Annotated in this window: 21 protein-coding genes and 1 other annotated feature; of the genes, 6 read left to right on the top strand and 15 right to left on the bottom strand. The window is 40.6% G+C overall.

Features of this window, described 5'->3' with window-relative positions; genetic code table 11:
* Window positions 1–517 precede the first annotated feature (517 nt).
* Complete coding sequence (locus tag NE665_RS03750) at window positions 518–829, bottom strand: hypothetical protein (protein ID WP_178759811.1); 312 nt, start codon at window positions 827–829, stop codon at window positions 518–520.
* Window positions 830–1,105: 276 nt separating this feature from the next.
* Here NE665_RS03750 and NE665_RS03745 point away from each other — a divergent pair, with 276 nt between their 5' ends.
* Together NE665_RS03745 and NE665_RS03740 are read left to right on the top strand one after the other, a co-directional pair.
* The gene (locus tag NE665_RS03745) at window positions 1,106–1,642 is read left to right on the top strand and encodes a flavodoxin family protein (protein WP_117441734.1); all 537 of its coding nucleotides are present in this window, start codon (window positions 1,106–1,108) and stop codon (window positions 1,640–1,642) included.
* Between the two features lie 79 nt (window positions 1,643–1,721).
* Complete coding sequence (locus tag NE665_RS03740; protein ID WP_256302463.1) at window positions 1,722–2,192, top strand: DUF6088 family protein; 471 nt, start codon at window positions 1,722–1,724, stop codon at window positions 2,190–2,192.
* 216 nt (window positions 2,193–2,408) lie between these two features.
* Here NE665_RS03740 and NE665_RS03735 read toward each other — a convergent pair whose 3' ends face one another.
* The 8 genes from NE665_RS03735 to NE665_RS03700 all read right to left on the bottom strand — a co-directional run bounded on the left by NE665_RS03735 (window position 2,409) and on the right by NE665_RS03700 (window position 10,139).
* Window positions 2,409–3,296 carry an aldose 1-epimerase family protein gene (locus NE665_RS03735; protein WP_178759809.1) on the bottom strand — a complete coding sequence of 296 codons (888 nt, stop codon included), beginning with the start codon at window positions 3,294–3,296 and terminating at the stop codon, window positions 2,409–2,411.
* Between the two features lie 153 nt (window positions 3,297–3,449).
* The gene (locus NE665_RS03730; RefSeq protein ID WP_256302460.1) at window positions 3,450–4,460 is read right to left on the bottom strand and encodes a Gfo/Idh/MocA family oxidoreductase; all 1,011 of its coding nucleotides are present in this window, start codon (window positions 4,458–4,460) and stop codon (window positions 3,450–3,452) included.
* A 51-nt stretch (window positions 4,461–4,511) separates the two neighbouring features.
* Window positions 4,512–5,120, bottom strand: coding sequence for a YitT family protein (locus tag NE665_RS03725; protein WP_117441738.1), 609 nt, complete (start codon window positions 5,118–5,120; stop codon window positions 4,512–4,514).
* Window positions 5,121–5,128: 8 nt separating this feature from the next.
* Window positions 5,129–5,617: a PTS sugar transporter subunit IIB gene (locus NE665_RS03720; protein WP_117441739.1), complete on the bottom strand. Its 489-nt coding sequence runs from the start codon at window positions 5,615–5,617 to the stop codon at window positions 5,129–5,131.
* Window positions 5,618–5,626: 9 nt separating this feature from the next.
* Complete coding sequence (locus NE665_RS03715) at window positions 5,627–6,436, bottom strand: PTS system mannose/fructose/sorbose family transporter subunit IID (protein ID WP_117441740.1); 810 nt, start codon at window positions 6,434–6,436, stop codon at window positions 5,627–5,629.
* Window positions 6,423–7,208: a PTS sugar transporter subunit IIC gene (locus NE665_RS03710; RefSeq protein WP_117441741.1), complete on the bottom strand. Its 786-nt coding sequence runs from the start codon at window positions 7,206–7,208 to the stop codon at window positions 6,423–6,425. The genes NE665_RS03715 and NE665_RS03710 overlap by 14 nt, the downstream gene beginning before the upstream one ends.
* Window positions 7,209–7,219: 11 nt before the next feature.
* Complete coding sequence (locus NE665_RS03705; RefSeq protein WP_117441742.1) at window positions 7,220–7,630, bottom strand: hypothetical protein; 411 nt, start codon at window positions 7,628–7,630, stop codon at window positions 7,220–7,222.
* Window positions 7,631–7,691: 61 nt separating this feature from the next.
* Window positions 7,692–10,139: a sigma 54-interacting transcriptional regulator gene (locus tag NE665_RS03700; protein ID WP_238135226.1), complete on the bottom strand. Its 2,448-nt coding sequence runs from the start codon at window positions 10,137–10,139 to the stop codon at window positions 7,692–7,694.
* Between the two features lie 338 nt (window positions 10,140–10,477).
* On the opposite strand from NE665_RS03700, the gene NE665_RS03695 reads away from it, so the two are divergent.
* The gene (locus NE665_RS03695) at window positions 10,478–11,425 is read left to right on the top strand and encodes a CehA/McbA family metallohydrolase (RefSeq protein WP_117441744.1); all 948 of its coding nucleotides are present in this window, start codon (window positions 10,478–10,480) and stop codon (window positions 11,423–11,425) included.
* A gap of 60 nt (window positions 11,426–11,485) precedes the next feature.
* Here NE665_RS03695 and NE665_RS03690 read toward each other — a convergent pair whose 3' ends face one another.
* The 3 genes from NE665_RS03690 to metG all read right to left on the bottom strand — a co-directional run bounded on the left by NE665_RS03690 (window position 11,486) and on the right by metG (window position 15,246).
* Window positions 11,486–12,751: a DUF4143 domain-containing protein gene (locus NE665_RS03690; protein WP_117441745.1), complete on the bottom strand. Its 1,266-nt coding sequence runs from the start codon at window positions 12,749–12,751 to the stop codon at window positions 11,486–11,488.
* A gap of 329 nt (window positions 12,752–13,080) precedes the next feature.
* Window positions 13,081–13,272, bottom strand: coding sequence for a hypothetical protein (locus NE665_RS03685; protein WP_117441746.1), 192 nt, complete (start codon window positions 13,270–13,272; stop codon window positions 13,081–13,083).
* Window positions 13,273–15,246: a methionine--tRNA ligase gene (gene metG / locus NE665_RS03680; protein ID WP_117441747.1), complete on the bottom strand. Its 1,974-nt coding sequence runs from the start codon at window positions 15,244–15,246 to the stop codon at window positions 13,273–13,275.
* Between the two features lie 34 nt (window positions 15,247–15,280).
* Window positions 15,281–15,489 (bottom strand) — a binding site (T-box leader).
* A gap of 427 nt (window positions 15,490–15,916) precedes the next feature.
* On the opposite strand from metG, the gene NE665_RS03675 reads away from it, so the two are divergent.
* The 3 genes from NE665_RS03675 (at window position 15,917) to NE665_RS03665 (ending at window position 18,954) form a co-directional block, all read left to right on the top strand.
* Window positions 15,917–16,882, top strand: coding sequence for an Rpn family recombination-promoting nuclease/putative transposase (locus tag NE665_RS03675; protein WP_233104808.1), 966 nt, complete (start codon window positions 15,917–15,919; stop codon window positions 16,880–16,882).
* A 564-nt stretch (window positions 16,883–17,446) separates the two neighbouring features.
* Window positions 17,447–18,700, top strand: coding sequence for a hypothetical protein (locus NE665_RS03670; protein WP_118654481.1), 1,254 nt, complete (start codon window positions 17,447–17,449; stop codon window positions 18,698–18,700).
* Window positions 18,701–18,714: 14 nt separating this feature from the next.
* Window positions 18,715–18,954 (top strand): hypothetical protein, encoded by a 240-nt coding sequence (locus tag NE665_RS03665; protein ID WP_118654482.1) that lies wholly within the window; start codon window positions 18,715–18,717, stop codon window positions 18,952–18,954.
* 130 nt (window positions 18,955–19,084) lie between these two features.
* Here NE665_RS03665 and NE665_RS03660 read toward each other — a convergent pair whose 3' ends face one another.
* Genes NE665_RS03660 through NE665_RS03650 form a run of 3 tightly spaced genes read right to left on the bottom strand, consistent with a single transcriptional unit; the run spans window position 19,085 to window position 22,161 of the window.
* Window positions 19,085–20,143, bottom strand: coding sequence for a hemerythrin domain-containing protein (locus tag NE665_RS03660; RefSeq protein WP_178760057.1), 1,059 nt, complete (start codon window positions 20,141–20,143; stop codon window positions 19,085–19,087).
* On the bottom strand, window positions 20,136–21,848 hold the full coding sequence (hcp, locus tag NE665_RS03655; protein WP_256302462.1) for a hydroxylamine reductase: 1,713 nt from the start codon (window positions 21,846–21,848) through the stop codon (window positions 20,136–20,138). Before hcp ends, NE665_RS03660 begins: the two co-directional genes overlap by 8 nt.
* Window positions 21,849–21,858: 10 nt before the next feature.
* Window positions 21,859–22,161, bottom strand: coding sequence for a cupin domain-containing protein (locus NE665_RS03650; RefSeq protein ID WP_178760055.1), 303 nt, complete (start codon window positions 22,159–22,161; stop codon window positions 21,859–21,861).
* Between the last annotated feature and the right edge of the window lie 201 nt (window positions 22,162–22,362).

The raw sequence follows: 22,362 nt of genomic DNA, 5'->3' as shown, positions 1-22,362 counted from the left end.
AGAACTAGGAATTTTTCCCTTTTTACAGGAAATTTCCCAGCAAAGCATCTATGGGGTAGGTAGTTATGAGGTGGCACTAGCAGCTATCCGTGTTTACAGCGATTTTCATATCCCACAGGTGTATGAAAAGCCGCAGATGTCCTCTGCGGCTTTTCATGACTTTCTTATGTATTCGTATACTGATTATCTGCTTTTTGGAAATACGTGACGCACCGCCTTGTATCCAACGCCAACCAGAAAGGCAGTGGCAAGCAGAACGGTCATTGTTTTTTGTGTCATGCATTCAGCCTCCTTTTGTTACTATCAGTATAACGTAGAAAGCTTATCCATACCATACGATTTCCTTACCCTATTCTTACAGTTTTGTCATGCTTTTTCTTAACATTTCCAAAACAGGCGATTCCTGTGATTTCCTTCGGGTATTAGAATACATTCGTCTTTATTTTTCGCTTAGCGATGCCCCTGTTATCGTACATCACTGACCTGTGCATAAAAAACCAGAGGATAAATCCGATAGCTATTTGGAAGTGGCAATCCCCGTATAATATATGATTTCTTTTCCTAAAGCTTTTGCGAAATCAATTTCACCCTGTGTGCTGCTGCCAATATAATGATCGATTGCAACGACCAGGATGGCATCGGAAATACGTATGCGTTCTTTATGCATCCTGCCAAGCAGCTCCCTTTCTTCTCTTGTATACACTGTTTTACCTGAATCTGCCGGATATACAATACTTAACATACAATTCCCCTGCAATGTCATTTCCTCAGTGATTTTCATTATCTCATCCTTAAATTTCAGGCTTCCGCACACGGTGATAATTTTCATATTCCTTTCTCCTTCGTTTTATTTTTTATAAACTCTGCATCAAATGCTTTGCAGCTCAAATTTTTATTTTGTTTGTTCATTCATTTTTATTGCAAATATCTGTTTATTTACTGTTTTCTATATTATATCGATATCTTCATTATATAACAATATCTGTTGTTTCTATGATGAACAGGATCATTGATGAAGGATATCTGATTAGGATCTTCGTAGTACGATTTACTTCCAGGACATGAAGTGGTATCATACGTAGTAAAGAGGAAAAGGAGCACAATTATGAACATACTTGTTATCAACGGAAGTCCGCATGTAAAAGGTACGTCTGCACGACTGATGGAGGAATTTATACGGGGAGCACAGGAAAAAGGGCATGTCATCCATGTGTTTCATGCTGCCAGAGAGGATGTCCATCCATGCATTGCCTGTGATACCTGCCGTACAGCAGGAAATGGCTGCGTGTTTAAGGATGGAATGGAAAAGTTGAATCCAATGCTCGCGGATGCAGAGCTGGTCGTGTTTGTTACACCATTGTATTATTTTGGGATGAGTGCGCAGCTCAAAGCCGTATTCGACCGCTTCTATGCGAACAACAGTGCATTACGGGAGCAGCAGAAAAAAACCATCGTTTTAGCCACCTGCGGCGATACGGAGGACTGGACATTTGACGCATTAAAGCACCATTTTGCAGATGCTTTCCGCTATATGCGTTGGACATGCATCGGCAGTGTGTATGCATTGGGAATGTATGTCAGAGAGGATATTGAGCACTCGGTTTATCCGAATGAGGCGTACGAGCTGGGACGCAGTTTATAAGTGTTGAAAAGAGGAGAACTCATGATATCGGGTTCTCCTTTTTTGTTACTTCATAACGTTATTCTAACATCCTTATTATATAGAGGCAGCAAATAAAGAAGTTTTTCCTTCTGTGCAGGAAATGGCAGAGAAGATTGCAGAGAAATACGGATTGAGCATACTTCCAGCTGGAGAGGCTGCCTTAAATAATCTGGGCTTATCCACACAGATACCGAATGATCTCGTATATATCAGTACCGGGCCGTATCGTGATTATGTATATCGTAATAATTTAATACGCTTTAAACACACCAGTCAAATACATGCCTTGCAGTTCTCAAAACCACTAGCCATGGTGATACAGGCAATACGTGAAATAGGAAAGGATAATCTGACTGAGCAGGAATTTCAACGGCTTTGCGCCTACTGCGAGAAAAATGTTAAAGAAAATTTAATCCAGGATACCAAGGGTATCCCATCATGGATAAAGAAAACACTAAAAAACATAGCGGAGGTAAATGACAATGAGGAAATTTCTACCGTTAAACGAAAAGGAACTCGTATTCAATAAGGCATAATCATTGCGCTCGTGTGCAATCACAAAATTCAGATATATGGTACTTAAAGCATCAAACGTAGAAAAAGACATATATCTGCTCATCAGCATGAATGCACCAAGTCGTTTATTAAACGTCTGAATACATTTCATCAGATATATGCCTATATTATAGTCTGGTTTCGTTCATGTCTTAAAATGATAAATACTATACATCTTTCTATATGAAGCTTACATATCCTGTTGAATCTGTATTTCATATTCACAGGAAAACATATCATGTGCCGTCAGCTTTTTCATGCCAGGGCGATCTTTCAAATCGCCGTTGAAATCAATAAAATCAGCATGGCCCATCCAGGGCTCCAGACAAACAAAGTGAAGGGGGTGGTTTTTACATGGTGACCACACACCCAATCCATCGAAATCTGAAAAACGCAAAACAACAGCCTTTTTATTATGTAGATTACGGATTGCCACCGCCTCAGAGCAAACATCCTGAAATGCCAATGCCTCTTTCATAAACAATTCTCTGCGCAAAAAGAATCTCCTTTCATCATGAAAGAACTGCCGCTGTTTTCTAGTCAGCTGACCGCTTTCACACACCTCATAAATCCATGCATTCTCTGGCTTTTCAAATTCAACATAATAATCATCACTGGATTCATTATTCTGTAGAGGTATACGGAATCCTGGATGGCCCCCGTAATTAAATAACATATCCTTATCGTCATCATTGTATATATCCGTATGCACACGAAGAGTGTCTTTATTCAATGTAAAGCTCAGAACCACATGACAATGAAACGGATATCGCCTGTAGGTTTCCTGATTTGATGTGAACTGCAGGATTGCCTTATTTTCACTTGTATAAAGTACCTGTAGCAGTTCATAACGAATCAGTCCGTTTGATTTCATGGAATACCGTTTTCCATCCAGCTTATACTCCATATTGTTTAGCTTTCCGATAATAGGAAATACGATTGGGGCTGAACTATTCCATATTTCAGGATCTTTCTTCCAAAGATATTCTATATTGTCTTTTGTTCCCCGTATGCTTGTTAGTTGTGCACCAAAGGGATCAATGCTTGCTTCCAGCTCCTCTGATTTTAATTGTATCATATATGCCCCTTTCTGCTTTCCATAGCTGTGCTTACACACAATTTTTGCATATAGGCATTGAATTCTTTTCCCATATTAGAAAAGGGCAGCATGAGAGCTGATTGTTGTAGTATACTGTACTTGCAAGCTATCAGATCGTCCTGCCCTGTTCTTTTATAAATGAATTACGTTGCCGCTTTCTGCGGATGCATGCACTGCTGCAGCAATTCTCGTCGCCTGTAAACCGTCATAGGCATTTGTCCGGAATGCCCGCTGGTTTACGATGTCGCTGACGAATTCCTGCATCGGCTCCAGTCCAAAGCCGCTTGCATGATGTTCATCAAACTTCATGAAGATATAGTTCGGCAGACTTGCCTTTTTGTCAGTATAGGTTTTTACTCCCCGATAGGATTCATTCTTCAGATACTTGTGCTCCGTCACGATCACAAGCTGTCCGTCATTTGATTTGGGATAGGTATTGGGAAGAATCCAGGAGTTTTCCACCGTCCAGTTGCTTCCATCCTGCATTGTCAGAATGGCCTGGATACTGTCATAGGTGTGATAGCCTTGCTTTTTTAATACTTCCTTATTTCCCACTGCATACACACTCTCCACCTCACTGCCGCTCAAATAGCGAATCAGATCATAGCAGTGTACACCGAGAAACCAGGAGGGAGAGGATTGATCTGTCCAGGTAAACCAGTTCATAGGAACATCTATCACATCATCCAGTGACATATAGCCGCGGATGATGTTTTCTTTATCCATATGGATTTCATCCCGCATATTGTTATAGGCTGGATCCCAGCGTTTATGGAAGTCTACGGCGATCTGCACACCGTACTTCTCTGCCATGGCAATCAGTTCCTCACATTCTTCTACGGAGGTTGCCAGCGGCTTTTCAATCATCAGATACTTTATACCTGCCTCCATGGCAGCCTTTGCCGGTTCATAGTGATATGGATCCGGTGTCGCAATACTAACTGCATCCAGCTTCTCTGCCACAATCATTTCCCTGACATCTGCATATCCCCTGATCTGATAGCGGTTTTGTGTGGCTGCCCTGCGCTCATCATTCAAATCACAGAACACCACCGTTTCCACATGCGGGTCACAGATATATGTATGGATATGATAAGTACCGTAAATTCCGGCTCCTACCACTCCGATTTTAATTTTTTTCACTTCGTTACCTCTTTTCCTATAATACTTATAATAACTGCTCTTTTAATATTTTCAGCTATGCATTTTTCTCAACAATCTGGGGGCTACATCTATATTCAATAATACATCCAACACTTTTGTTTGAATCAATGCAAACACAATCCCCATAATAATGGACGTTACCCCATAGGTAAGGAATCCTAAAAGGATGACGATTATATTGATTAAACGCATAGTCTTTGCTATTGAAATAGACGCATTGCGTTTATTAACAATCAACGCAATCACATCAAAACCTACCGTACTTGAATTGGCAATAATACAAAAGTAATATCCGAATCCCACCATAATTGCTGCTATGATTAGACAGACAACCTGATTCATATGCAATGTAAACCCCAATGAGTGAAAAAAGCTAAATAATACCATATAACATAAACTGCTGAAAATTGATTTTAGAAAGGTTTCTTTCCCCAATCCGAATAAACAAAGTGCCAATAAAATAATGGTTATTAGATTTGTTATTAACGATATATCACAATGAATAATATTACTTATCACCATGGAGAAGCTTGTGATTCCTCCATTAACTATTTCATGCGGAACAGTTATAAAGGCATACGCTGATGTAATGAGCAAATTACCTATTAGAATAAATAAAATATCTTTTGCTTTGTTCATTATGTCCTTTAATCACTCCTTTCCAGATAGTCCATAATATATGATTTAGGTTCATCTGGAACCATCATACTTGTTAATTCCACTCCGCGTTTATGCAATTCGCGGAATGCGTCTGCTTCTTCTTGCGTTACACTGACAGTACGTTTAATCTGTACCGTATTTTCTCTATTTGACATATTACCAACGTTAATAGATTCGATTTTTACCCCCATATCCATCAATCTTACCGCTGTGACCGGTGTAGTTAAAACTAACAGTACGCGCTGTCCTTTATATTTTCCGGCAAGAATATTTTTAGCTGCAGTATTTACAGTAAGTAAGGAGGTACTCATTCCTGTAGGTACTACCATACGCAAAGCACTTTTTGTTATTTCATCATTCTCCAAAGCATCATTCGCTACCATGATTCGATTTACTCGAAAATTATTACTCCAAAAAACTGCTACCTGACCATGAATCATTCGATCATCAATTCTAACGTGTACAATTCCTTCCATATAATTCACCTACCCTAAGATTCCAAAGAAACCGCAGAGAATCGAAAATGCGATTAGAATCAATACAGCTTTTGTAGAATTTATATTCTTTTTCCCTAATAACCAATAGACACCTGCAACAATCAAAACTGGAAGAAGGGATGGCATAATTTTATCTACAAAAGATTGTAATTCCATTTCTATCTCTCCACTTTTGTATACAAGTGCAAAATTTGCTTTTACAACACTTGGTATCAATGCACCAATAACCATGATACCTAGAATATTAGCGCACTCAGTAATCTTCTTCAGCTGTGTTTCCATCGTATTAACAAGCTTAACACCTTGTTTATATCCAAGATGCATCAATTCATAGGATGCAAACACTTTCGCAAGATTTGCTGCAATCCATAACCAAATTCCAACTGTGCTTCCTTCCAGTGCCATATATGCTGCGATAGCACCGAAAACGGTTTTAATAATTGCTTGAAATAATGTATCGTTAATACCTGCTAACGGTCCCATAAGCCCTGTTTTTATAGCAGCTACAACTTCTGTACTATTTTCTTTTTCCTTTTCCTCAATACCAACAGAAATCCCCATAATCAAAGGTACTAAATAGGAGCCTGAATTAAAGAATTGCATATGATTAATCACTGATTTATGCATACCTTTTTCATCATCTTTATAAATTTTTCTCAGAATAGGCATAACAGAATACGCAAATCCAAGTGCCTGCATTTTTTCATAACTCCAAGCGTCCTGTCCGTGTGTAATCCAACGGAAAAAGCTTTTATTTAAGTCTTTTTTCGTTACCTCATAATGATTATTCGTTTTCATAAAAATCTCCTCCACGATCTACAGCAGATACCATTGGTTCATTACTTGTAATTTGCTTAAAGCGAATCAAAGCCAGACCTGCACCTACAAGTGCAACAGCAAGCATTGGTAATTGCATATAGCTTGCTAATACAAAACCAATAATAAGATATCCATAGAAGTTTTTAATTGGAAGATAGCGAAGCAATATCGCTACACCAAGTGCCGGTAATACTCCACCTGCTATTTTAAGTCCATCCATCAACCACTGTGGTGCAATTTCAATTGCCTTTTCTACAATATCTGATCCGAAGTACAATGCTAAGAAAATCGGAATGAAACGTGATAATCCCCAAGATAAGATTCCTGTAAGGTGCCATCTTTCAACATTCTTGTAATTATGTTGTTCACATGCATGTTCTGCACGATGCTGGAAGAATGAGTTGATAAAACGAGCAAGAACGTCCATCTGCATTAGTAATAATCCAATCGGTACCGCTAATGCAAGTGCAAATTCTATTCCCTGATTGCTTGCTACTGCAAATGCTGTCGATATGATTGCAGCAGCCATATAATCAGGAATACTTGCACCACCATATGTTCCGATACCTAGTACCATCAATTGTAGTGTACCACCAATCTCAAGTCCTATTTTTACATCTCCCATGATTAGCCCGGCAAACAAACCGGTAACAACTGGTTCAAAAATACCAACTTTTGTATTAAGATCGTCATAAATCGCTAAAAAGCCAAATGCTGATAATAGTAAAATTTGCCAAAATTGTATTTCCATACTATTTCCTCCTATTCATTTCCTTCATTCGTTGAAGCATATAGTTCCATAAAAGATGGTTTCCCAGATGTCAGAAGTCCCTGCGCTATTATCTGAAGATCCTCATTGCGTTTCATATAGGCTTCCAGCAGTACATTCAGGTTCATTCCGCATAGAATCAATCCTTTACAGGAACGCTGTGAAATTAGCTGTGCTGCTACTCTGGATGGCGTCCCATTCATCATGTCTGCCAGCACAAGAACTTCATCTTGCCCCCATACCTCATTCAGCTGATGTATTACAGTCTTTTCAAATTGTTCTACGGATCCGGTTTCATCAAGACATGCATAAGCTACATCTGCCTGCGTTCCCAGTATCATCGGCATTGTGTCATAAAACCCCTTGGCAATAACACCATGTGATACAAGTAAAATTTTATACATACGTCGATCACCACCTTTCACCAGTGTTCTAGCAATTTACGTGCCAATTTTGTGTCAACTTTTATTTCCGCATTTGAATCATAGAAAGAATACTTACAATTTCTGCATCTGTTATATGAATATTGAACTTCTTCTCAACTCTTGAAAACGCTTTAGATATCAGCTTAATTTCACTTTTATGTTCCAGCATCCATGCTTCACTTTGGTAAATATCCTCATCACAATTCTTTAATAAAGCACGTTCAATTAAAACTGCTACATGAAGAAATAACATCATACGTATATCAGTGTCAAACTTTAAATGCATCCCAATTTCAGTGTCAAATATTACAGTTTCTACATCATCAATAATGGTCTGCGGATTCAAAAACACCAGACGATTGATTAAATTTTCTAGAGAAAATGATTTGATAATTTTTTGTTGAATCAAATTAAAATCAGCATGTGCATCTGCTCCGACAATTTTATCCATAAAGATTGCAATATCCTGTGTCTGCTCATTATTCATAAGATGGTTAATATTGATACAATCCATATCTGCAACATCCAAATCTGATGTTCCAACCAAACATTGTACATCATAGTCATGAAATACCTGATTGTTTTTCCCCTCCTTCATAATTTTCATATAATCACAGGTCAATAATTCATATTCCGGCTGTACAAAATCCTTCATAATATCTTTTATCTTTTCCGCTGTTCCAATACCGGAAATGCATACACAAACAACAGCTTTCTTACGTTTTTTCGGAGGTAAATAGCGATAGTGCAGCTTTGTTTGTTCACTAATATCCTGCAGAAGCTTAGCAATCGGTACTTCTTTACGAATCATATCGCCGACTTGCAAAGCCAACGCTGTACTAACAGAATCTATGATACCGATTTCTTGATAATCGTTTACTTCCATATACTTGTCTATTTCCATCAGGGATCCCATATCAACAAGGATAAGTGTAGGATAGTTCGGATTGATTCTTTCCATATACTTTTTAAGGAGTGTTGAAAACAGTTCATAGGATGTGTGAATCGGCATATCAAAAGCCTCGAATATATATTCCTCCAGCATTTCATTTGCGGCTGAGGAAATAGAGGTTGCGGTAGAGTTTCCGTGCGCCATAATCAAAGCATTACAACATACCGCCTTACTTCCGCAATTGGTAACAATGATATAAAGAAGAATATAGAATTGTAAATGTGAACGCATATGAATACCAAGTGCTGTTTCTAGTTGATAAATAAGACGCTGTGCCACGGAAAATAATTTAAAATGATAACCTTCTAATCGCTGAATTTCTGCTGTAAAGGATTTATCCAAATCTTTGAAACAATCTTCTCCATAGCGTTCTAATAAACAAGTGATAATTTTACCGGTATTCATAGCTAAATGGATGCCGTTTTTTTCTTCAAAATCTGTTATCACAACTTCAATCAGAGAAGCCTGTAAAGCATGTTCAGGAGCTAAGTGATATGTATCCAGAATGCGATACAGTGCTTTTTGCATCGTTCCTATATCTTGAAACTCGTGTTTACTTTCCACATAATTCGATTGAAATTCACGCAAGATATTTGTTAAATCCTGCTCATGATGCAATTCTCTTTCCATTTGTAACTTTTGAAGACGATGTACCACCAAGTCTTCTTTCACATATTCCTTCATTTCTATTTGTGATAGCTTGCAATCTGCCGGAAGGGATGGAACATCTACCAGAATTTGATCTCTTTTTTGACTGGAATGAAATGCAGAAGCACAGCTATATCGAATAATATTTTGTAGACTTCCCACATTTCCTTCTGCGTGTAAGGAAAGCAAAAGGTTGATAACTTGCGAACGCACACATACCTCCTGCTCAAATACCTGACATTCCCTGTAATAAAATAAACGAATCAACTCAAGTTTTTCTTTTATCGGACGTTCTTGCAGTGATGGTATGTGTATAATCATAGGTATTCTTCTGCGCAAAGTATGTGTTAAAACCGTTTGCGGATCCTCTGTGGTTGCAAAAATCATACGGACATGTGCTTTGCGCACCGTATCGGTTTCCCCAATTCTTCTATACTCATTCTTATCCATGAGAAGGAACAGCTTTTCCTGACTTTCACTGCTAAGGCGGTGGACTTCATCAAGAAACAGATACCCTTCATCAGCTTGCTGAATCAAACCAGCCTTTGCTTGCTCTGCTCCGGTAAACGCCCCTTTCGCATAACCGAAAAGCAGTGCGGATAAAAGTTCCGGATTGCTTGCATAATCCGCACAGTTCAAGGTAATAAACGGCGCATCTTTTTTTATATTTTCACTTTCCACTGCATAGCTGTGAATCAGCTCTGCCAAAAAGCTTTTCCCTACACCACTGGAACCATTTAAAAGAATCGGTAATCCTTTGCCCGGATATTGCACCGCAGAACGGCATTGTTCAATCACATATTGTAAGCTTCCTTGCGCGCCAATAAAGGAAGAAAACACATCCGTTTTCTCCTCCTGGTTCTTTCCTTCCTCTGTTTCATTGCTCATCAATTGAAACAAAACTGGTCGTGTGTTTGATTTCACAACTCGTTGTTCCATCACTAGTTCATTCAGATATTGGGAAACAAGATTTCGTCGCATACTCAAATGCTCTGCCAGATCAGCGGCACTGATTCCGTTATTTGACTCTATTGTCAATTCTTTTAGTTTTTCAAATACAGTATCTTTTACACGCATAATATATTTGATGTCCCCTGCATCTTCTCCTTTCATAAGAATCCCCTGTCTTTCTTAAATATACAATATAATAGTAGCAATTTCTATGCCATTTAGTGTCAAATTTTTTTGGCATGGAAATTGCTGCTTTATGCATGAGAGGTGACACTATGAAAAAATTTGAACAATTTGATACAAACAAGCGCTGGTACAAAGCTAACTTCCATGCTCATTCTACAAGATCCGATGGATTACTTACTCCCGAACAAATGATTAAGTGCTATAAAGAACAAGGATATTCGATTCTTACTTTATCTGAACATGAAAAGTATACAGATACTGAAGAATTTGACACAAACGATATGATTGTTTATCCTGGGATAGAAAGAAGTATTGAGCTGCCGGATAAAGAAGCCTTTCATATCCATGGCATTGCCAATTACAGCGAAGAATGCTCAAACCGATATCGCCATGATGAATACATACCGGTACCGAAATATAACCATATGCAGGATGTACAAACCATCATTGATGAAGTGAAGGAACGAGGAAACTTTGTTATGTTAAATCATCCTTACTGGTCTTTTAATACCTTTGAACATCTTCAATCTCTCAATAACTACGATTTTATTGAAGTGTATAATCATAACTGCCATATAGGAACAGATCATGGAAACAATGAAATTTTTTTCGATGAGCTTCTTAAATATAAAAACGTAAAAGCAGTTGCCGCTGATGATAATCATAATTCTAATCGCTATATTCCCGGTGTTCATATGTGGGATAGCTTTGGTGGGTTTACCATGCTACAGTTGGATGAGTTTAGTCGAAAGGGAATTAGTGATGCTCTAAAAAACGGAAGATTTTATGCTTCTAGCGGACCTGAAATTTATCAGTTTTCACGATGTGGTAATGAGATTAGTGTTACTTGTAGTAAGGTTGCATCTATTGTATTTAAGGCATGGCCAAAAAGAGGATATTGCATACAGCCAACAAATGATAACGGATGTTCTACTGCAACCTATGCCCTTCGCGGTGGTGAAAAATGGATTCGTGTGAAGTGCATAGATGAGAAAGGCAGATGTGCATGGTCAAACCCCATCTATCTGGAGGATTGATTTATAGCAAAAAATCTTCCTGGTTCCAAAGCTTATGGAGCTAAGAAGATTTTTTCAATATCAAGGTTTTAAACAGCCAATAGGAACGATTAGGACCCCATCCTCCCGTCTATATGCAAATTGACCACCGGTAATCACCATGAGGAATGACGGCTCCTTCAGATTGTGCTCCTGTATCAATGCTTTTAATTTACGTAAATGTGAAGCTCCCTCTTCAATTTCACGGCTGCCCAACTTCATTTCTATTAACGCATAACGACCATCACGTAAATGTAGAACAGCATCACATTCCAGACCGTAGCGATCATGATAATATGATATTTCTCCACCCAGATGCTGGGAATAAATACGCAGATCACGAATCACAAGAGATTCAAACAAAAATCCAAGGGTATTGAGATCCTGCATTAACCCCTCATAAGTAAGCCCCAGGGAAGCGCATGCAAGAGAAGGATCGACAAACCCTCTTTTTGTTCCGGAACGAATTGCTGTTTTTGAACGGATTGCTGGATTCCATGCAGGTATATCCTCTATAACAAATAAGCGCTCCAATGCATTTAAATAGGAGAAGAATGTCGTTTCTGAAATATTCTGGTCATTCGCAATCACACCCTTACGTATCGTCGCTTTTGTAGCCAGAGTGGATACATTTCGTGCATAGGAACGAAGTATGGATCGTATCCTTTGTGGATTTCTCATACTCTCATCTAATCTTGAAACATCGCTTTCACATAATGCATCTACATAACTGGAGGTTATCAGAAAAGATGCTCTCGCACTTTTCCCAATCGATGCAGGCCAGCCTCCTCTACATATGACATAAGCAATGTCTTCCACTCGCATAAAAGACGATATTCCATTTATATCCGTAATACCATTAAACAGCGCTTCCAGTGATATGTTTCCATTTGACTCTTTGGACTCGTATAAGCTCATTGGATACATCTTTACTCTTGCAATTCGGCCTGTACCTGTATGCATCCTGCTATTATCTACAGGTACCGCAGAGCCTGTCAATATAAATTGTCCGGATGAATTTCTATTATCCACTTCCGTACGGACACTATCCCATAAAGTGGGAGCAGTTTGCCATTCATCTAAAAGCAGCGGGGTATCTCCCTTTAAAATCAGAGAAGGGTTTACATCTATCATCTTCATATATTCGTGTGCTTTCGCAGGATCCTGAAGTTGAATAACACTTCGTGCCTGTTGTTTAGCAGTTGTAGTTTTTCCACACCATTTGGGTCCAACAAGCAAAACAGCTCCAAAGACCTCCAGATATTCTGTTAATATCCCATCGATAATTCTTTTCATATATTCAGCCATAGTATGCACACCTCCTATTCTATAAGAAGTATACCCTTATTTTCGATGAGTATCAAGCGAATTAAAGTAATTTGTGCTTTTTCACTAATGTAATTTGTGGTATTTCATTAAAGTGATTTGTGCCAAACTATCTTTATCGTTTATGATCGTTATAAATGATATACACATCCTCTATTTTATAGTAAGCCGGCAAAAGGATATGCAATACCACCCCTTTGATAGTAATACCATTCCATCACGGTACAAAAGTTCCAGCCTCCATCTGTAGGCAAATACAAAAAAAAGGGCTCCATATCTTTGATAGAAATGGAATCCTTCTTCATAAGTTCTTAATTCTCTTTATGCTCACGATATGCTTTCGTAAACAATACCAGACGTAAAATTCCAACAATCAGCAATGCCCCGCCGATGACCGACAACACGATTTGATCACTGTCGATACCATAATAGATAAAGAAACAGGAAATCAGACATACGAATATAGCTGTCAGTAATGCAGGCAGTACCGTTTTTGTTTGCAATTAGCTCACCTTCGTTCCGTTTGGCAGATCCTTAACAATCGTTACAATATCCAGATCATCCGCATTGCTGGCGCACAGAATCATGCCCTGACTCTCTACACCACGCAGCTTGACCGGCTTCAGATTGGTCACTACGATGACCTTCTTCCCGACAACTTCCTCTGGTGAAAAGCTTGCGGCAATGCCACTGACAATCTGACGTGTTTCCTCACCCAGATCAATCTGTTCCACCAATAATCTGTCAGCCTTTGGATGCTTTTCAGCAGAGATGATCGTCCCAACCTTCAGCTCCACCTTCGTAAAATCCTCGATACCGATTTGTTTAACAGGTGCTTCTTCTTTCTTCGCTTCTTTTTTATCAGCCTTTTTCGCAGCTTTTTCTTCCTTCTTGCGGTCTGCTTCCAGTGTTTCCATAAACTCCTTTGCATCAATTCGTGCAAACAGGATTTCCGGCTTTCCTTCCACCGTATGTCCGCATTCCAGCATTCCAAACTCCTTCAGGCTCTTTGCATCACGCTCGGATGTGCTCAGCTCCTCAAGAATTTTCTCAGCAGTCTCCGGCATATAGCTGCTCAGCAGTACCGCAGAGATACGGATGCATTCCAGCAGGTTATACAGTACAGTTGCCAGACGATCCTTCTTCGCTTCATCCTTGCCAAGCACCCATGGCGTCGTTTCATCAATATACTTATTGCAGCGCTTCAGCAGGGTAAAGATTTCATCAATTGCTTCTCCGACATGCAGAGTCTCCATTTTCTTTTCCACACGCTTTGGTGTATCCAGAGCAAGAGCAATCAGCTCCTTGTCGATATCCTCCTGCTCTAGCGGATTGGAAATCACACCGTTGAAGTATTTATTCTGCATGGAAATGGTTCGATTCACCAGATTTCCCAGAACATTGGCCAAGTCAGAATTGATACGCTCCACGACCAGATCCCAGGTAATCGTTCCATCCTGTGCAAACGGCATTTCATGCAGGACGAAATACCGCACAGCATCCACACCGAAATAATGCACAAGCTCATCCGCATAGATGGCGTTTCCTTTGGATTTGGACATCTTTCCATCTCCAACAAGCAGCCATGGATGACCGAACACCTGCTTTGGCAGCGGCTCACCGAGTGCCATCAGCATGATTGGCCAGTAAATGGTATGGAAGCGCAGAATGTCCTTACCGATGATATGTACATCCGCAGGCCAGTATTTCTGATACAGCTCTCCATGGTTTCCATCAGCGTCAAAGCCCAGTGATGTGATATAGTTGCTTAGGGCATCAATCCAGACATAGACAACATGTCCCAGGTCGAAATCAACAGGAATACCCCATTTGAAGGATGTACGGGATACACACAGATCCTGCAGACCCGGCTTCAGGAAGTTGTTGATCATCTCATTCTTTCTGGATTCCGGCTGAATAAATTCCGGGTGATCCTCAATATGCTTAATCAGACGCGGTGCATATTTCTGTAGATTGAAAAAGTATGCTTCCTCACTTGCTTTTTCCACAGGACGCCCGCAATCCGGACATTTTCCGTCAACCAGCTGACTTTCCGTCCAGAAGGATTCACACGGCGTACAATATAAGCCCTCATAGGTGCTCTTGTAGATATCGCCCTGCTCATACAGCTTCTTAAAGATCTTCTGTACCTGCTTTTCGTGATAATCATCCGTTGTACGAATAAAGTAATCGTAGGATGTGTTCATCATATCAAAGTTTTTGCGCACAATTCCGGCAACTTTGTCGACAAATTCCTTCGGCGTTACACCGGCTTCCTTTGCCTTTTCCTCGATTTTCTGTCCATGCTCATCCGTGCCTGTCTGAAAAAACACATCATAGCCCTGCTGGCGCTTGTATCTAGCGATTGCATCTGTCAGTATGATTTCATACGTATTACCGATGTGCGGTCTTCCCGATGTATAGGTAATCGCGGTTGTGATGTAGTATGGTTTTTTGTTCTTACATTCCTTACACATATTCATATCCTCCTTATATAAGAAAAAGCCCCCGCCAAAGGACGAAAGCTTCGTGTTACCACCTTTATTCATGCACGCATACGCGTACACCTCATTTGCCGTTAACGCCGGCCTGCGGTTCTTCCTAATTATTCAGAAAAACGGTTCCAGGGCCATGTTCGCTTTTTTCCTCATGAGAATTTACACCAACCATTCTCTCTCTTCGCCTTGGATAAAAGCTACTCTTCCTGTCATTACCTTTGTAGTATCATTATATAGAATTCTTCCCGCAAAGACAAGGAAAAATACATAAAATGAAGGATTTCAGTTATCTATACTGCACAGCGCAGAAAATCCATCTTGCCCGTGATACAGGTTAAAGGAGATATTAGATCAATAGATAAAACTGTTTCCTTATATCTTTCATTCCCTTTGTTAGTTATTGGATTATTGTAACGTGTTTTCTCCTGTTTCACACCGAACCTCAATCAAGGCAGAGAGATACCGCTATAATTCTTATGTAGCAGCCTGGTAAAAGTATTGAATAGATGTTCTTTCATAGACGATAACGTCACTTGATAAAATTTGTTAAATATATAAAGAAATTTATCTAATTTTTAGGAATTTCGCCATTTCATTACGTATGTAGTAGTGTAAAGCATAAGACTGCATACGAAAGGAAGTGAATACTATGCTTACAAAAGATGTATTAGGAAACAAAGATATGAAAAAAGAGGAGGTGGAAGAACGACTTAACTATGATAACGATATTTTCTTTAAGTTCGCTCTTGGGACAGAAGATGAAGATGCGGCTTTTATCCGTAACACCATTATCGAACGAGTTACAGGAATCCATCCTAAGGAAAGCTCTGTATTAAATCCCAATCTGGATCCCGCTATCCTCAAAAAGAAGAAAATGGTATTGGATATTCGTGTGAAGGACAACAAAGGAAGAGAATACGGCATCGAAATGCAGACTACCTATTCAAAGAAATCAGAGTTGAAGCGCTTTGAACTGTACGGTGCTAGAATGTTATCGAATCAGCTTGATAGCGGAGAAAAGTATTACGAGCTTCTTCCTGTTTATCAAATCATCTTTCTTGATTCCTACGCCGAACATACCAGAAAATTGATCGATACTTATCAGATGAGAAATGAGGAAGGTGAAGTGGAAAGTAAGCGAAGCCTGATGAGGAGAATTTACATCTATCTGCCGGAAATCAATGCAATCGTCAAGCGCAAGGGATTTGAGAAGCTGAACGACTTTGAACAACTGTGCTACCTGTTTAAAAATAATGATGAAGATGGTATACTAAAAACAGAGGAAAGGCTGGTGAAGAAGGTTATGGAAAAGTACAGGAAATTTCATGATGCGGAAGACCTCTGGTCGATAGCGATGGCAACGCAGATACAGGAACAGCGTGAAAAAAATGCTATTTTGGATAGTTTTGAAGAGGGTGTTGAGCAAGGACGAGAAAAAGGACAAAAAGAAGGTATGAGATTGCTGTTGAATCGACAAATGGAAAGCAAGTACCATGAAGACTGCTCAACATGGCTTTATCCTTTGACAATGGAACAGCTCAATCTTGTATCCAATCTGTTGTTTACCTGTGATACCTTACAAGAACTGAAGAATCAGCTTGAAGTTAAAAAATAATACATATGAAACAACAAAAAAACTGTTTTATGAACGAGAACAGTTTTTTTCATTGCAGCTGTATACGAGATGTTTACGAAATAACGCCTTGAAACATGCTGATTTTATCAGGAAGTAAAACACAGTATACATAAAAGCAGGAGATGGCAGCACTTTAAATTCGTTTGTTAAATGTTATATATCTGTGAAAAAAGATTGGAAAAAGGGTAAAAAAACAAAATTATCGCATAGCAGTAATCCATAAAAAAGGAGTACCCTTTATTAGCCCCTTGATTCAGTAACAATTCGGCATAGCCGATAACATCGAGCAGGGGTTCTTATCTTACTATCCATGAGAAAGCTATATGCAGGTGTGTCCGTTTGGGAAAGCCTGATATGATAAACATACTGCTTTTAATAAATAACGGAAATGCCTGTATACCGACGAGTGCGTTGTCAGGAAGGACATACATCAAAGGTGTATGATTTTCAAGAAACCGGAAATCATGGCATTTTACCATATCGTATTTCATGTATCTATAGCTGTCAACCTGTGCTATACTATGAAAAAAGGAAGTGCATAACATGAAAAAAATCGGACTGGCTCTGCTGTGTCTGCTTCTCGCCTGCGGTGTATCGGCTATAGTACTTTTTGGTATCTGGAATCAATACAATCCCACAGCGATAATCGGCAGCAGCATACAAACGGAAAAAACCGATTTAAAGGAAGTCACTGAGCAATGGTTTGATGATTTTTTCAAGCAATATGAAGGCCTTTTTGTCCCCTTTGAATTCCGTATAAAGGAGAAAAGGGTAAAAACCATCGCGGTCTTAAACAAAGAAGATGGCTTTGTACAGCTCGATTATGAATTCAAGCCTGCAAGCGATAACCCTTATGTCACAGCCTACTATACCGCTACCTTACAGGAGAACGGCTGGCATGTAGCGCAGGTTGTATTACAGCTTGAGAAAACATCGATCGGATATACAATGAAAAACAAAATGTCTCCGGTACAGTATCAAATCCAGACAGACCCTTCCCTGCGCGAACCGCCAACCACGCATTACGCGATGGATGATAAGAAGGAAACCTATGCATTCTCTCAAAATCAGCTGTATGTCACCTATGATGCAGGGAAAAGCTTTACCGAGGTTCCGGTACCTTATGAGGATATCGCAGGGACAAATAACAGCACCTACAATGAACTGCTACCGGCACACGGATATATCGTAAGCAGGGACTTTACTGCTTTTGTCTGCTATGACGAAACCGGAAGCTACCTGCAATACAGTGAAGACATGGGAAAGACATGGAAAAAAAGCAGAATCATTTCAAGAACATATCGCGGAGACTACCTCTATCTGTCAAAAACAGAAAACAGCTGTTATATCACACTGGCGACAGATCGTTCACTTGGTCATGAGTATTACAGTACGTTCAAAAGTGATGATTTAAAAAACTGGAAGCAGCTGATTGGTGAAGCATTGAATGAGAAAAGAGACATCATCTTTATTTCCGATGGGACTGCCTATGTCAGCGCAGGTACTGATGAACAGGGAAATCCGCTTGTGTACTATACAGAGGATGATGGAAATACGTATACCACTCTGACAATCCCTGCTCATGAGGTAAAGATATTGGGCAGTAGCTTCAAGCCATTCGTTCATATGGAATATGTTTATCAAAAGAAGGGAACCACCTATATGATCGTCGCGCAGGGAACAGACGCCGATTATATGAAGGATGGCGCACTTGTCAAGGGGCGGTACAAATCAAAGGACGGCATTACCTTTACCTTTGATAAAGAAATCAATGACTCGCCGACACTGGCAGGATAGATAGGAGAACCGATATGAAAGCATATTTGAAATATGGAAGCATCGTGCTTATGATTGCATCACTCATCCTAACAGGCTATCAAATGACCAGCGGAGCTGTACTGTTTGTATTCTACAGTGACTACCAAACAGCATCGCTTTATATCCTCAGGGGAGGTCTTGCATCCATCATCTTCCTTCTGCTGTTTTATCAAAGAGAGCTGAAACAGCTGTACCTGAAGCATAAAGCCAATACATCAGGCTCTCTGGAATAAACACCTATATAGAAAAAGCCTTTCTATTGGATATCAACACCGCTGTGAAGAACTTCATGGCCTGTGTTTTTATACAAATAGAAAGGTTTTTTACGGCAAGCAACTAGCTGCGGCCCATGGCTCAAACAAGCTATGACAGCTTCAAAAACTTCCTTAACTCCTCCATACGCTCATAATCACCATGTGCATCAAAATCCTTCTGAATTTCATCCTGTTTCAGCATACGGACAGCATAGGGATACGCCACGCTGTTTTCCTTTTCAATATGGCGTTGCAGCAGATCAATATATGCCTGCAGGAAACCGATCAGCCGCACACAGACCTCCTCTGTGACAGTCTCCTCCTGCAGCTTTTTCATGGAGCGGATGTAATATCTTGCCAGATCATGCTCCACAAGCATTCCCTGTTCAACAAGGAGCTTCCCCTGTGGACTTGCCTGCTTCAAGCGGCTGAATACCAGCTCCTCCTCCTTCTGATGATGAAAGACATCCGCATATTCCTGTAGATGATCAAGACAGTTTTTCAGCCATTCCCTGTCCACCTGCTTTGTCCGCAGTATGGATAGCGAGTATTCCTGCATGGCAGCAAGCAGGTGTGAAATCATTGCATGCTCATATTCCAGCTGTTCCACCCATGTACGGGATACAGCGTTTTTATATAAAACTGCTTCCTTTGCATACTCCTCATATACATAGCCTTCCGGAAGCATTTTCTGAAGCAGCTGTTCCCGCTCCCACAGCCATAAGGAAGGATTTTGATAATACTGCAGCTGGGAATCATTCTTCCATACAATACGTGCATGCGTATCATCCTGCATTTCCATGATCAGGTTACGTTCACAGGGCATTCCATGAAGAAACAGTGCTTCGATATGCTTTAGCAGCTGTGTCAGATCACCATTGACTGTATGCCGCTGTCCAAAGTCTGCAAGCACCTGCGCGGCAATCTCTTTTCCCTGTTCATGGACAAGACGCTCACTTAACGCAGCATGCTCGCACTGTACCTGCCGAATCATTTCCTGCAGGCTTTCATGAATGCTGTTTTCATCAATCAGATCCGCTAGCTGCAGCTTGTGATAGCTATGCTTCTGTTCCCTGTGCAAGGCACTGCACAACGCTTCATTCCATTCGCTCAGAAAACAGATGCGCTTATACAGCAGCTGATGAATCCCTCCCAGCCGCTTACTCATGAACGTACTCCCGTATGGCTGCGCATACCTCATCAACATCCAGGGCATGCAGCTCACAGGCATCGCGTAAGGATTCAAACTGGGCGCTTGGACATCCCAGACAGTGAAAGCCTGCCTTATACAGCACATCCTCCATCCCCTCATCCAGCTTCAAAAGCTCAGCCATCGTCATATCCTTATAGGATGGTTCACGTTTCGTAATACCGAAATTCTCCATATCTTTTTCAACCTCCTGAATTGTTTTGATACCATAGTTCTCCTTTAGCCACTGCACCACCGCAGGGCTCAAAAAGGCAGGCAGTGTCGGGCCCAGATGGATATTCTTCACACCCAGATGCAGCAGAGCCAGCAGTACGATAACCGCCTTCTGTTCATACCACGCGATGTTATAGGTAATCGGAAGCTCATTGATATCCTGTAAACCAAAGGCCTCCTTCAGTGCTTCTGCAATCAGTACCAGAGAATAGGAATCATTGCACTGTCCCGCATCCAGTACACGGGGAATCCCGTTGATCATTCCCAGATCAAGCTTCAGATAACGGTATTTCGCACAGCCGGCTGTCAGAATCACCGTATCCTTTGGAAGTGTCCTAGCGAAATCGGTATAGTAGCTTCTGGAGCTGTGCCGTCCATCACAGCCTGCCATAACGATAAACTGTCGGATATCCCCGTTTTTTACGGCTTCCACGATTTGATCCTGTAACGCCATGACCTGTGCATGTGCAAAGCCGCCGGTTACACTTCCTGTTTCCAGCTGCTGCGGTGCAGGGCAGTGCTTCGCCAGTTCGATAATACTGCGGAAGTCCTTTCTTCCATTTACTGCTTCTATATGTTTAAGTCCATCATATCCGACAACACCCGTTGTAAAAATTCGATGCTTGTAGCTATCCTTTATTGGTATGATACAGTTGGTTGTCATCAGAATCGGCCCGTTGAATGTATCAAATTCCTCATTCTGTTTCCACCACGCATTTCCGTAATTCCCTTTAAAATGCTCATATTTCTTAAATTCCGGATAATAATGCGCTGGCAGCATTTCTCCATGTGTATAAATATCGATCGACTGTGAACGTGACTGTTCCAGCAGCTCCTTTAAATCGTGCAGGTCGTGTCCGGATACCAGAATACCCGGGCGGCTTCCTGTTTCCAGAGATACCGTGGTGATTTCCGGCTGACCATAGGTGACTGTGTTCGCTTCATCCAGCAGCGCCATGGCCTGTACCCCCATCTCTCCGGTTTTATCAAGCAAAGCCAGATACTCCTTTTGTGCATAATCCTTTAGCAAATATACAAGGGTGCTGCGAACAAAGCTGCTCAGCTCTGCTTTTTGGAATCCCAGCACAGCGGCATGCGACAGATAGGCGCACAGTCCCTTCAGTCCGTACAGAATAAGCTCCTGCAAAGAACGCTTCGTCTCTTCACAATCCTTCAGACCTCTCTTTTGTAGCAGCTCCTCCACAGATTTTCCGGTATATGTTTTTTCAATCGCCCTGCGGATATCCGCTGTCGAAAAGTTAGCATTTGTTATCGTCATGAACAGATTGTTCATAAGCTGTTCATCTGATGCTGTATCATATAATGCGGAATACTGACTTGCCCGTATCAAGGCATCCTGCAGATTGGCACACGCCGCACTTTTCCCACACATGCCCTGTACGGTACATGCCGTCTGGTTCATCGCTTCCTGACACTGAAAGCAAAACATTTCTTCCAACTTACTGCTCTCCCTTCTGAATCAGCAGCATTCTGCTGTCCTTCTCTGCATACAGTGCATGTGGTAAATTCGCCGTAAGATGGATACACTCCATCGGTTGAAGCTCCTTCTGTTCCTTGTCTACTGTAAATATAATAGTACCCGTTAAAACAACAGCCTGAGCTGCACACGCACTTGTATGTGCAGAAATAGATTCTCCCTGTGCCATAGCAAATAATGTTACACTTCCGTTCTGCGTCAGTACGTTCGATACGATAGCACCGCTTTGTATCGCGGCCATTTCCTGTATTGTTTCTGTTTTCACAGATATCGCCTCCTTGATTACGAAGCAAGTATAGCGTACAGACAGAAAAAAAGCGGTAATCTATATTACCGTTTCAGATTGTTGACAAAAGCCTATACCTTTTCGTAAGGACATAGGCTTTTTATTGTATATAGGCAATTTTCGAAATGAAATTGTCTTTTTTTGTATATTTTGAAGGATATATTGAATTTTTTGATGACT

It is taken from the genome of Clostridium sp. DFI.1.208 (genome assembly GCF_024463855.1).
GTDB lineage: Bacteria > Bacillota_I > Bacilli_A > Erysipelotrichales > Erysipelotrichaceae > Clostridium_AQ.
This window is presented reverse-complemented; position numbering and strand designations above follow the sequence as displayed.

What these genes read in the sequence shown, in the direction of transcription:
- NE665_RS03750 (WP_178759811.1), bottom strand. Translation starts at nt 829, where the DNA reads ATGAAAATTATCACCGTGTGCGGAAGCCTGAAATTTAAGGATGAGATA.
- NE665_RS03745 (WP_117441734.1), top strand. Translation starts at nt 1,106, where the DNA reads ATGAACATACTTGTTATCAACGGAAGTCCGCATGTAAAAGGTACGTCT.
- NE665_RS03735 (WP_178759809.1), bottom strand. Translation starts at nt 3,296, where the DNA reads ATGATACAATTAAAATCAGAGGAGCTGGAAGCAAGCATTGATCCCTTT.
- NE665_RS03725 (WP_117441738.1), bottom strand. Translation starts at nt 5,120, where the DNA reads ATGAACAAAGCAAAAGATATTTTATTTATTCTAATAGGTAATTTGCTC.
- NE665_RS03720 (WP_117441739.1), bottom strand. Translation starts at nt 5,617, where the DNA reads ATGGAAGGAATTGTACACGTTAGAATTGATGATCGAATGATTCATGGT.
- NE665_RS03715 (WP_117441740.1), bottom strand. Translation starts at nt 6,436, where the DNA reads ATGAAAACGAATAATCATTATGAGGTAACGAAAAAAGACTTAAATAAA.
- NE665_RS03710 (WP_117441741.1), bottom strand. Translation starts at nt 7,208, where the DNA reads ATGGAAATACAATTTTGGCAAATTTTACTATTATCAGCATTTGGCTTT.
- NE665_RS03705 (WP_117441742.1), bottom strand. Translation starts at nt 7,630, where the DNA reads ATGTATAAAATTTTACTTGTATCACATGGTGTTATTGCCAAGGGGTTT.
- NE665_RS03700 (WP_238135226.1), bottom strand. Translation starts at nt 10,139, where the DNA reads ATGAGCAATGAAACAGAGGAAGGAAAGAACCAGGAGGAGAAAACGGAT.
- NE665_RS03695 (WP_117441744.1), top strand. Translation starts at nt 10,478, where the DNA reads ATGAAAAAATTTGAACAATTTGATACAAACAAGCGCTGGTACAAAGCT.
- NE665_RS03690 (WP_117441745.1), bottom strand. Translation starts at nt 12,751, where the DNA reads ATGGCTGAATATATGAAAAGAATTATCGATGGGATATTAACAGAATAT.
- metG (WP_117441747.1), bottom strand. Translation starts at nt 15,246, where the DNA reads ATGTGTAAGGAATGTAAGAACAAAAAACCATACTACATCACAACCGCG.
- NE665_RS03675 (WP_233104808.1), top strand. Translation starts at nt 15,917, where the DNA reads ATGCTTACAAAAGATGTATTAGGAAACAAAGATATGAAAAAAGAGGAG.
- NE665_RS03670 (WP_118654481.1), top strand. Translation starts at nt 17,447, where the DNA reads ATGAAAAAAATCGGACTGGCTCTGCTGTGTCTGCTTCTCGCCTGCGGT.
- NE665_RS03665 (WP_118654482.1), top strand. Translation starts at nt 18,715, where the DNA reads ATGAAAGCATATTTGAAATATGGAAGCATCGTGCTTATGATTGCATCA.
- NE665_RS03660 (WP_178760057.1), bottom strand. Translation starts at nt 20,143, where the DNA reads ATGAGTAAGCGGCTGGGAGGGATTCATCAGCTGCTGTATAAGCGCATC.
- hcp (WP_256302462.1), bottom strand. Translation starts at nt 21,848, where the DNA reads ATGTTTTGCTTTCAGTGTCAGGAAGCGATGAACCAGACGGCATGTACC.